At 61.3% G+C, this 10887-nt stretch carries 7 protein-coding genes and 2 pseudogenes; 8 read left to right on the plus strand and 1 reads right to left on the minus strand.

Going from position 1 to position 10887, the window contains the following annotated elements; all coding sequences use genetic code 11:
* The 4 genes and pseudogenes from AC5DC2_RS12015 to AC5DC2_RS12030 form a co-directional block, all read left to right on the plus strand.
* Positions 1-209 (plus strand): annotated as a pseudogene (locus tag AC5DC2_RS12015) (cytochrome c biogenesis protein CcdA); the annotation flags it as partial.
* 81 nt (positions 210-290) lie between these two features.
* A complete protein-coding gene (locus tag AC5DC2_RS12020; RefSeq protein WP_024706435.1) occupies positions 291-488 on the plus strand; it encodes a hypothetical protein in 198 nt (65 codons plus the stop codon).
* A gap of 52 nt (positions 489-540) precedes the next feature.
* A pseudogene (locus AC5DC2_RS12025) lies at positions 541-642 on the plus strand (multicopper oxidase domain-containing protein); the annotation flags it as partial.
* A 58-nt stretch (positions 643-700) separates the two neighbouring features.
* Positions 701-2209 carry a multicopper oxidase domain-containing protein gene (locus AC5DC2_RS12030; RefSeq protein ID WP_024706434.1) on the plus strand — a complete coding sequence of 503 codons (1509 nt, stop codon included), beginning with the start codon at positions 701-703 and terminating at the stop codon, positions 2207-2209.
* 351 nt (positions 2210-2560) lie between these two features.
* On the opposite strand, the gene AC5DC2_RS12035 is transcribed toward AC5DC2_RS12030, so the two are convergent.
* The gene (locus AC5DC2_RS12035) at positions 2561-3025 is read right to left on the minus strand and encodes a hypothetical protein (RefSeq protein WP_024706433.1); all 465 of its coding nucleotides are present in this window, start codon (positions 3023-3025) and stop codon (positions 2561-2563) included.
* Between the two features lie 397 nt (positions 3026-3422).
* Between AC5DC2_RS12035 and AC5DC2_RS12040 the strand changes: the two genes are divergently transcribed.
* The 4 genes from AC5DC2_RS12040 (at position 3423) to AC5DC2_RS12055 (ending at position 10714) form a co-directional block, all read left to right on the plus strand.
* The gene (locus tag AC5DC2_RS12040) at positions 3423-4316 is read left to right on the plus strand and encodes a DUF3991 and toprim domain-containing protein (RefSeq protein ID WP_491698643.1); all 894 of its coding nucleotides are present in this window, start codon (positions 3423-3425) and stop codon (positions 4314-4316) included.
* A gap of 201 nt (positions 4317-4517) precedes the next feature.
* A complete protein-coding gene (locus tag AC5DC2_RS12045) occupies positions 4518-5114 on the plus strand; it encodes a DUF1419 domain-containing protein (protein WP_024706432.1) in 597 nt (198 codons plus the stop codon).
* Positions 5115-5122: 8 nt separating this feature from the next.
* Positions 5123-5521: a DUF3085 domain-containing protein gene (locus AC5DC2_RS12050; RefSeq protein WP_024706431.1), complete on the plus strand. Its 399-nt coding sequence runs from the start codon at positions 5123-5125 to the stop codon at positions 5519-5521.
* A gap of 87 nt (positions 5522-5608) precedes the next feature.
* Complete coding sequence (locus AC5DC2_RS12055; RefSeq protein WP_024706430.1) at positions 5609-10714, plus strand: helicase-like domain-containing protein; 5106 nt, start codon at positions 5609-5611, stop codon at positions 10712-10714.
* Positions 10715-10887: the final 173 nt, after the last annotated feature.

The following is a 10887-nucleotide window of genomic DNA, read 5'->3' on the forward strand; positions in this document are numbered from 1 at the left end:
TGGGCCTCGGTGTGCCGTTCCTGCTTGCCGCCGTTTTCACCGGCGCCTTGGCAGCAAGATTGAAGACCTTCGGACGCCTCGGGCGTATTCTGCGGACATTCGCCGGAGCGGTTATGATCTTGATGGGAGTCGCCATGATGACAGGATATCTGTCCGCTTTCGCCTTCTGGCTTTTGGAGACGTTCCCGTTGCTGTCTACAATCGGCTAGGCCAACGGCCCGTTGAGGAAATTGTGATTTGACATTCCTGTCGCTGAAAGGCGCAGGCTTGACTTTTATAGGGAGGTAGCTGTGATCTCGAAAACCGAAATCCTGGAGCGGGATATCCTGCGCGTGTTCAGGTATGCCTGCCGGCAAGATCGGCTTGACATCGCCGAATTCATGCTCGCGGCACTGGAAAAGATGGATGGTGAGTATGCGAGGTCTACTGTGAGTAACCGTCCACTGATCGATTCCTATCGCGATCTGATCGAGCCCCGCGACTCTTGAAAGCCGTAAATTCTACGGGCAGGCGCAATCGCCCACCACTGACCAGACGACCGAGATCGCTTTCGTGGCCGACAGTTCCGGCAAATGGCTGTTCCATTGCCACATGCTTGAACATGCGGCAGCCGGAATGAACACCTGGTTTGAGGTGGTCTGATGGGCAAGCGAACTGATGACCGTGGAACCAGACGAATTCTGCCGAAAGGAACATATCAATGATAAAGAGAAGGAACCTGCTCGCCGGTGGCGCGGCACTTACAGCCAGCAGCGCCCTCTACGCATGGGCAGATAGCCGCTTCATCTCACCCTCATCTGGTGCCGCAGGTCGTCCAGTGTTGCAGTTTCCGCCGCTGATCGACACAGTCGACACAGGAAAATTTCTGGTCACTGCCCAGTCAGGCACAACATCCTTCTTTCCGGGCCATCCAGCAGAAACGATTGGCTTCAATCAAGCCTATCTCGGACCCGTGGTTCGGATAAGCAACGGCGCGCTGCGGCCGAGTGTGGAAAACGGACTGTCATGGCCGGTCAGCGCGCACTGGCATGGCCTGGTGGTGCCAGGCAATCACGACGGAGGGCCACACCTGCCCGTCAAACCGGGAGAGGTATGGGCGCCGGACATGGAAATTGGACAGGGGCCCTGCACCGCCTTTTTTCATACCCACATCCATGGTCGAACCGCGCGTGACGTGTACGCCGGACTGGCCGGCGTGCTGCACGTAGCAGACGGGCTCGACGGCGAACGAGGCTTGCCGGAAACCTATGGCGTCGATGACATGACGCTGCTGCTTCAGGATCGCCGCTTCTCCACGGACGGCCAGCTTGCCTACGCCAACTCGATGATGGATATCATGCATGGCATGACCGGCGACACGATACTGGTCAATGGTCAGGCAGGTTCCGTCGCCGCTGTGCCGAAGTCAGTCGTGCGGCTACGCTTGATCAACGGTTCGAATGCGCGGATCTATTCATTGTTTTCCAGCGACGACAGACCCATTCACTTGATCGCAACTGACGGTGGATATCTGCCAGCCCCGGTACAGCTTGAGACGCTCCGCCTCGGACCGGGAGAACGTGCCGAGATTCTGGTCGACTTCTCGGATGGTCATGGCATGTCGCTGATGAGTGAGGGTGACCCCAATGCGGGTATGGGCGGCATGATGGGAAGGGCCCGCGGCCTGCTCGATGAAATAACCGGAGGCAGGCGGTTCGAAGTGCTTCCGTTTCTGGTCGACGAGCGGCTTGCCGCCAAAGTCACCCGCATCCCCGATGTGCTCGGTGGAGATCAACCTGACCTCACAGCCGCCAGGGTGTCAAAGCTGCGCAACTTCTCTCTCGATATGGGCATGCGAGGCGGAATGATGGGATCTGGCGGAATGGGTCGCGGCATGATGGGCGGCATGGCCATCAACGGGCAGCCATTCGACATGAGTATCATCAACGACCGCGTGCGCCTCGGCGACACCGAGAAGTGGGTGATCAGCACCAGCATGCTCGCGCATCCGTTTCATGTTCATGGTGTCTCCTTTCAGGTGATCAGTGAGAACGGAAGAGAACCGCGGCCGGAGAGCCTGGGATGGAAGGACACGGTCGTTGTCGACAGTGAAACGGAGCTGCTTGTCCAGTTCACTCAGCCAGCGGCCGAGGAAACGCCATTCATGTATCATTGCCATATTCTTGAGCATGAAGATGCCGGCATGATGGGGCAATTCACAGTGAGTTAGCCACGCACGGCAGGCTCGCGACAACGTAGAGCCTGGCAATCCTTAATCCGAAAACATTGGACTGTGACGGCAACGCGTGCGGTTTGTTGCATTTGATGAATACCGTCATCAAAACACGCATCGCCCGGTATGTTTTGCTGTCTACGGCTTGCCGGCCCGCAGCCTAATGGCAGAGGGGAATGGAGCCTTTCTACCGCACGTCCGACCGGTCAAGTCATCGACGGAACGGATTGCAGCCTCACTTCATGAGGTACTTGGCCAGTGCGGCAATGGCCAGGATTACCAGAATGGCAATCAGCAGCATCCAGACACCGCCAAGCCCCATAATCCCGCCTCCCATTGTGTCGTTCATCATTTCCGGTCCTCCATGGCTTTGGCCCCTGCGGCCTGCCGTTGTGTAAGCCAGACCACGGCAAGCGGGATGAAAACCCACTGCAGCAGCGGGCTCAGTCCTGTTCCGAACGGCGGCACCAGCGGCATGAGATCGGAGTAGGTCCAGCGCTGCGATATGTTGGTGTAATAATATTCAAAACCAACAGTCAGAGCGATGCCGACCCCAACAAACAACAGTATCTGCCAGGCTTTGGGTGCTTCAAACCAAAAGCGGGATCGTGCGGCAGCGCTGGTAATCCAGAATGCAGTCATGGCGAATCCGACATCCCCGAATGTTGCCGAAGAACAGAGCTTGATGCCTTCCCAATGGTTCATCTCGATCATGCCCGCATAGGTGGGTGCCTGCCAGAACTCCCAGACAAAGTGGAGCAGGAAGGAGAATACGATCACCGAGAATTCGGGCAGGCGTGTCACGTGGTCCATCTGGTTTCCTTAGCATTGGACGGCGAATGTGATTGCTGCATGAGCCTAATGGTTGCGGCGGGAAGAAGGGAAATTGCTACGCGTGTGTATGGTTGATAGCGGATAGCGGCTGCATTCGCAAACCACTGCTTTGCGAGAAAATGTTATACTTTATTCTATTGAGGTCCTTGGCGCCGAAGGTATTAAAGAGACCAGCCAGAACACCCATGCCGCTTGTGCGCGGCGGCCGGCAAGGGAGGCTTCGCCGCTTCTGGCGGCGAAAACCGCGACCCGTCATAACTGCCGGCTTGCCATCCGCGCCCTTGTCCTGCCTTGCTCTTCGCGGCCTCCGGGTCCAGCCCCGAAAAGTGAGGGAGCGCAAACCCGGACAGAGGACCGCGCGCAACGCGGAGAGTGAATGGAAAAAGCCGAACTGGAAGAACTGAGAGAGAAAGTGAATTGTGGGGCCGTCCTGGAATCCGCCGGCTTTGCCGTCGATCTGAAGGAAAGCACCCGCAAAGCGGTCAAATACCGCCGCGGCGGCGACATCGTCATCGTCATTCATGACGGCAAGGGCTGGTTTGACCCCTTGTCGGACGCCAAGGGCGACGTGTTCCGCCTTGTTGAACATCTCGACGGGATCCCGTTCGCCGCCGCCCTTTATGTCGTCGCCGCCCTCATCGGCTTCATGCCGTCAGAGCCCGCCTGGACCCGTCAGGCCAGGGAGAGGATGCTGGACCAGACCGTGGCGGAACGCTGGCAAAGCCGCCGCAAGCCGTGGCGCGGCTCGGCGACATGGCGCTATCTCAGTGAGATGCGCGGTATTCCCGACCCGGTTCTGTGCCAAGCTATTGCTTCCGATGTGCTGCGCGAAGGCCCGCACGGCAGCATGTGGGCCGCCCATAAAGACGATCGCGGCCAGATCACCGGCTGGGAGGAACGCGGTCCGGAATGGCGCGGTTTTGCCAATGGAGGTGCGAAAGTCCTCTTCCGACTCGGGCCCGCCGATGCAACGCATCTTTGCGTTGCCGAGGCGGCGATCGACGCAATGAGCCTTGCGGCAATCGAACAGTGTCGTCCGGGATCGCTTTACCTTAGCACCGGCGGGGGTTGGTCGTCATCGACCGATGCTGCGTTACGCGGGCTCGCCGCCCGCCCGGATGTCCTCATGGTCGCAGCCACCGACGCCAATAGCCAGGGCGAGACCTTTGCCGAGCGCCTGCGGGTTCTCGCTGAGGAGGAAGGCTCCAACTGGCAGCGGCTCAGGCCGCCATCAGATGACTGGAACGCCTCCTTGAAATGGAAGGAATGATGGAGAAGAGAAAAACGAGGACGGCATGCCGCATGCCCGCCGTCCGCCTCAAGGGTGACGCTTCGCCCGGCTGACGCCGGCCCTTGACCCGGCCGGACGGAGAGGCGGCCGCGGGAGGGGGTCCGGAAGGGCTGAAGAAGATGGTGATGCCGAAAGGGTGCGCCGCGCTCCAGCCCGTGACAGGCTTCAAAGGAGCCCGCCATGACCTCTCTCATCCGCAAGATCCATTTCGGCATCGCCGACCGCCATCAGATGTTCAGACTCTTCGACCGCCATGCTGGGCGACCCGACCGCTGGCAGAAAGACGACAGTGCGCTTTACGCCGGCGAATGGTTCGAAATCGCCCGCCCCGAACACGACTACATGCTCGAAATCCTGCCGCCGCTCTGGATGCGCGGCGAGATGTTCGCCATGCGCGAATTCCTGACCGGCAGCATCACCAGCGTCTTCTACACGCTCAGCATCAATGGAGTGACGCGGTTCTTTCACGCCTATTGCGATCTTGCCGATCCACGCTCGCCGTACGAGATGCGCGACGCGATTGTCGAGCGCGAACGCTGGCCGGTCAAGGCGATGACCCGCGAAGAACGGATCGAGCACATCTGGAGTGCCACGCAGGACGACTATCGAGGCTATGCCGGAGGGGCCTTCCGGCCCGAGCATCGAGGCAAGCGAACGGTCATCGTCTACGGTCGCCCGGGGACCAGCTTTCAGCTGCTCGACCACCTGACGGATGAGCAGATTTCGGAAAAGCTGCGCGTTCATTTGCGCCACCTTCCGCTGCCAGCAGCCGCGTGAGGTCCGTCATGTTCACATTTCCGGTTCAAGCGGTGCGCAAGGTTATCGCGCGCGGGGAAGAGGACGCGGCCGCCAATGGCGGCTTTCGCAATCCCTATTACGGCACCAGACCAGGCGAGGGTGAGAAACCCGGCTTCTGGCTTGTGGGAGACGAAGGCGTCTACATCATCTCCAACGGCAAGCTCGCCGAGGGCCAAAAGCCGCTCGTTGTCTATTCGAACGAGTGCCACCCCAAGGGCAGCGACGACTGGTGGGATTACAAGCGCCGGCATTTCGGTGGCGATGACGGCATCGAGTTCATCGATGCCGACCTTGTCGTTCCGAGCTTCAACCGGCACTTCGCCGCGTCCCATCTCGGGATCCAGCTCACCGAGAACGAGATCTCGTTCTCGCTGATCACCCGCTAACTCCGCTTTCAAATCCGCACGCTGGCGACGCCGCTGGGTCCCCTGGCGGCGCGGCTTCGTTCGCCCTCAATCCAGGAGAAACCATCAATGTCAGACCACGACCGCTTCACCCTCGACATGTTTGGCAGTTTGCAGAACGCCTTGTCCTCCGGGCTTGGCTTCGGCGTCGCCGCTTTTGCCGACAGCCCAGAAATCGAACCCGACAAGGGCGTACCGCTGCCGGCGGCAGCGGCCAACCGGTCCAAGAGCCGGCGGCCCGCGGAACGACAAGCCGCCGAAGCGCCCGAGCGCGGCAGCAATTTTCATCTTTCCGGTAGCCGGAACCTCGCCAAGGGCTGGAAAGCCCGAGCGCGCGACAATCTCGCCGCCATCTCGCTCGCTGCTACAATCGCGGCCGAGAACCGGCCCGCGACGCCGGAGGAACAGGCTCGTCTTGTTCACTTCACAGGCTTTGGCGCCTCCGATCTTGCCAATGCGATCTTCTCGCGGCCCGGCGAGGACGGGTTCCGGAAGGGGTGGGAAGACCTTGGCGAAGAGCTGCAGGAGGCCGTGAACGAGGCCGATTACGCTTCGCTTGCCCGCTGCACCCAATATGCCCATTTCACGCCGGAGTTCATCATCCGGGCGATCTGGGAAGGTCTCGAACGGCTCGGCTGGCTCGGCGGTCGCGTGCTCGAACCGGGGATCGGGACGGGGCTCTTCCCAGCCCTGATGCCTGAGCCGTTTCGTGCATCCTCGTTCTTCACGGGCGTAGAGCTCGATCCAGTGACAGCCCGGATTGCCGTGTTCCTGCAGCCGGTCGCCCGCATCATCGAAGGTGATTTCGCGCGTACCGATCTGCCGGCGCACTTCGATCTCGCCATCGGCAACCCTCCCTTTTCCGACCGGACCGTGCGATCCGACCGCGCCTACCGGTCAATGGGCCTGCGGTTGCATGACTATTTCATTGCGCGATCGATCGATCTCCTGAAACCCGGTGCACTTGCCGCCTTCGTCACCTCGTCGGGCACGATGGACAAGGCGGATGCCGCGGCCCGCGAGCACATTGCCAAATCCGCCGATCTGATCGCGGCGATCCGCCTGCCCGAAGGCAGCTTCCGGCAGGATGCGGGAACGGACGTCGTCGTCGACATACTGTTCTTCCGCAAGCGCAAGCCGGGCGAGTCCCCGAGCGACGCGGCGTGGCTGGACGTGGCCGAGGTCATTTCGGCCAGCGAGGAGAGCGAGGCGGTCAGGGTCAACCGCTGGTTCGCCGATCACCCCGATCATGTGCTCGGCCGCCACGCGACCACATCTGGTCCATTCGGTGAGACCTATACCTGCCTGGCAGGTGACGGCGATCTCAAAGCTGCGTTGGACGCCGCAATCCATCTTCTTCCGGAAGCGCTCTATGACGGCGAACCCGGAGAGATCGATTTCGATCTCGAATTCGGTACGACGCCGACCGATGTCGCCAGACCAGGGGACGCCCATGTCCGCGAGGGCAGCTTCTTCATCGCCCCACCGAAAGGGCTGATGCAGGTTCTCCACGGCAAGCCCGCGCCGGTTCCCGTCCGCAAGGGCCGGACAGGCGAGGGGATTTCGGAAAAGCAGATCAACATCGTCAGGAAGCTGATCCCGGTCCGCGATGCGGTGCGCGCGGTCCTCAAGGCCCAGGAGACCGATCAGCCGTGGCGCGATCTTCAGGTGAAGCTGCGCATCGCCTGGTCGAGCTTCGTGCGGGATTTCGGGCCGATCAACCACACGAGGGTGTCGATCTCGGAGAGCGATGCGACGGGCGAAACCCGCGAGACGCATCGCCGCCCGAACCTGCAGCCCTTCCTCGACGATCCCGATTGCTGGCTGGTCGCCTCCATCGAGAATTACGATCTCGATACGGATACCGCGAAGCCCGGTCCGATCTTCTCCGAACGAGTCATTGCCCCGCCATCGCCCCCGGTGATCACCAGCGCCGCCGACGCTCTGGCCGTCGTCCTCAACGAACGCGGCCATGTCGATCCAGACCATATCGCCGAACTGCTGCATCAAGACCGGGAGACCGTCATCGCGGAACTCGGCAGCGCGATTTATCGAGATCCGACAGACGGGTCCTGGCAGACATCCGACGCCTACCTATCCGGACCGGTCCGCGACAAATTGGCGATCGCGGAAGCGGCCGCCGAGCTGGATCCGGCCTACAGGCTCAATGTCGAGGCGCTGGAGGCGGTGCAGCCGGCCGATCTCAGCCCGTCCGAGATCACCGCCCGGCTCGGTGCACCATGGATTCCGGCAAGTGATGTCGTCGATTTTGTGAAGGAGTCGATGGGAACGGATATCACGATCCGGCACATGCCGGAACTCGCCTCCTGGACGGTCGATGCCCGCATGCTGGCCTTCCGGGCCGAGGGCACGTCGGAATGGGGCACCAAGCGCCGGCATGCCGGCGAACTGCTCGCCGATGCCCTCAACAGCCGTATTCCGCAGATCTTCGACACGATCAAAGACGGCGACAGCGAGCGGCGCGTCCTCAATGTCGTAGATACCGAGGCGGCAAAGGAGAAGCTCACCAAGATCAAGGCCGCCTTCCAGCGCTGGGTCTGGTCCGATCCGGGCCGGACTGACCGGCTGGCGCGGGTCTATAATGACCGCTTCAACAATATCGCACCCCGATCCTTCAATGGGGACCATCTCCAGCTACCGGGCGCATCAGGCGCCTTTGTTCTTTATGGCCACCAGAAACGCGGCATCTGGCGCATCATCTCGTCCGGCGCAACCTATCTCGCCCATGCCGTCGGCGCCGGCAAGACCATGACGATGGCCGCCGCCATCATGGAACAACGTCGGCTCGGCCTGATCTCGAAAGCCATGCTGGTCGTGCCCGGCCATTGCCTGGCCCAGGCCGCCCGCGAGTTCCTTGCGCTCTATCCGACAGCCCGGATACTCGTCGCCGACGAGACGAATTTTTCCAAAGACAAACGTCACCGCTTCCTGTCGCGCGCCGCGACGGCCACTTGGGACGCGATCATCCTCACCCATTCGGCCTTCAAGTTCATCGCCGTACCGGCAGTCTTCGAAAAGCAGATGATCGAGGATGAGCTCGCGCTCTACGAAGATCTTCTCACCAGGGTCGAGGGCGACGATCGGGTGTCACGCAAGCGACTGGAACGGTTGAAGGAGGGACTGAAGGACCGGCTGGAATCGCTGGCGACCGTCAAGGACGATCTCCTGACCATTTCCGAGATCGGCATCGATCAGATCATCGTCGACGAGGCGCAGGAATTCCGGAAACTCTCATTCGCCACCAACATGTCGACGCTGAAAGGCGTCGATCCGAACGGCTCGCAGCGGGCCTGGGACCTCTATGTTAAATCCCGCTTCATCGAGACCAAGAATCCGGGCCGCGCGCTGGTGCTGGCCTCGGGCACGCCGATCACCAACACGCTCGGCGAGATGTTCTCGGTTCAGCGCTTCCTCGGATTTGAGGCGCTCAAGGAACGCGGCCTGCACGAATTCGACGCCTGGGCCTCGACTTTCGGCGATGTGACGACCGAACTCGAATTGCAGCCCTCGGGCAAATACAAGCCCGTCTCACGCTTTGCGACCTTCGTCAATGTGCCGGAACTGATAGCCATGTTCCGCTGCTTCGCCGATGTCGTGTTGCCGGAGGATCTGAAGCAATATGTGAAAATCCCCGCCGTCTCGACTGGCAAGCGCCAGATCGTTACCGCAAAGCCGACCGACGACTTCAAGCTCTATCAGCAGGTCCTCGATGCCCGCATCAAGGCCATCGAAATGCGCGAGGGTCCTGCCCAACCCGGCGACGACATTCTGCTTTCCGTCATTACCGACGGGCGCCATGCGGCGATTGATCTCCGGCTGGTCGATCCCGACAATGACAACGAGCCGGACAACAAGCTCAACAAGCTGATCGCCAACGCCTATCGCATCTGGCGCGAGACCGGCGCCAATACCTACCTGACCCGCGAGGGAAAGCCTTTCGAGTTGCCCGGTGCGGCGCAAATGATCTTTTCCGATCTCGGCACGATCAGCGTCGAGAAAAGCAGAGGCTTTTCCGCCTATCGCTGGATCCGCGACGAGCTCGTCCGGCTCGGTGTCCCGCCGTCGGAAATCGCCTTCATGCAGGATTACAAGAAGACCGAAGCCAAGCACCGGCTGTTTGCCGACGTGAACGCGGGCAAGGTCCGCTTCCTGATCGGCTCATCCGAGACCATGGGTACAGGTGTCAACGCCCAGCTTCGCTTGAAGGCGCTTCACCATCTCGACGTGCCCTGGCTTCCCGCCCAGATCGAGCAGCGCGAGGGCCGCATTGAGCGGCAGGGCAATCAGCATGACGAGATCGACATTTTCGCTTACGCCACCGAAGGCTCGATGGATGCGCAGATGTGGCAGAACAACGAGCGCAAGGCCCGGTTCATCGCTGCGGCGCTGTCCGGCGACACATCCGTCCGCCGGCTCGAAGATCTGGGCGAGGGGCAGGCCAACCAGTTTGCCATGGCCAAAGCGATCGCTTCCGGCGATCAGCGCCTGATGCAGAAGGCAGGCCTCGAGGCCGATATCGCCCGGCTCGAACGCTTGCGCGCCGCGCATAGAGACGATCTCTTCGCCGTTCGCCGCCAGATCCGCAATGCCGAGCGCGATATCGAGCACGACGCGCGGCGGATCTCCGAGATCGGCAAGGACATCGAACGCAGGATTCCGACAGTAGGCGAGGCCTTCGCCATGACCGTGGGCGGCCAATACTTCACCGAGCGCAAGCCCGCCGGCCGGGCATTGATGAAGGAAATCATGACGCTGGTACATCTTCAGGAAGAGGGCGAAACGGTCATCGCAAATATAGGCGGCTTCGATCTCGTCTTCTCCGGCAAGCGCTACGTTCAGGGCGACTTCCAATATGACGTTGCACTCGTCCGGACCGGCGTGGAGACCGACATCGACCTTGCGCTAACCGTCACGCCGCTCGGTGCGGTCTCGCGCATCGAGCATGTGCTTTCCGGCTTCGAGGACGAGCGCTCGCAATACCGCTTCCGCCTCGATGATGCCAAGCGCCGGCGGGCCTCCTATCAATCCTGCCAGGGCGGAGAATTCGGCTTCGAAGACGAGCTTGCCGAGAAGCGCCAACAACTCGCCGAAATCGAGGCCGATCTGGCAGATGAGGTGTTGAAGGAGGGGGAGAAGGCCGGGGCGGCGGCATGAAGAAGAAGGAGGAAAGGGACCGGTCGCAGATCGGTTGGGCTCGGTGATGCTGTCGCTCAACCGCCGCCTGCGCCATCCCGGCCCGTCGTTCTTCGCAGGGCTGGCCAGCCCCGCTCACCCGGCCGGGCAGGGACGCTCGGCCGCAGTTGCACCGGCCCGCCCGCTCCGCGGTC

The organism is Martelella sp. (assembly GCF_984369615.1).

Coding starts and splice junctions, on each gene's coding strand:
- AC5DC2_RS12055 (WP_024706430.1), top strand. CDS start 5,609: ATGTCAGACCACGACCGCTTCACCCTCGACATGTTTGGCAGTTTGCAG.
- AC5DC2_RS12040 (WP_491698643.1), top strand. CDS start 3,423: ATGGAAAAAGCCGAACTGGAAGAACTGAGAGAGAAAGTGAATTGTGGG.
- AC5DC2_RS12050 (WP_024706431.1), top strand. CDS start 5,123: ATGTTCACATTTCCGGTTCAAGCGGTGCGCAAGGTTATCGCGCGCGGG.
- AC5DC2_RS12035 (WP_024706433.1), bottom strand. CDS start 3,025: ATGGACCACGTGACACGCCTGCCCGAATTCTCGGTGATCGTATTCTCC.
- AC5DC2_RS12045 (WP_024706432.1), top strand. CDS start 4,518: ATGACCTCTCTCATCCGCAAGATCCATTTCGGCATCGCCGACCGCCAT.
- AC5DC2_RS12030 (WP_024706434.1), top strand. CDS start 701: ATGATAAAGAGAAGGAACCTGCTCGCCGGTGGCGCGGCACTTACAGCC.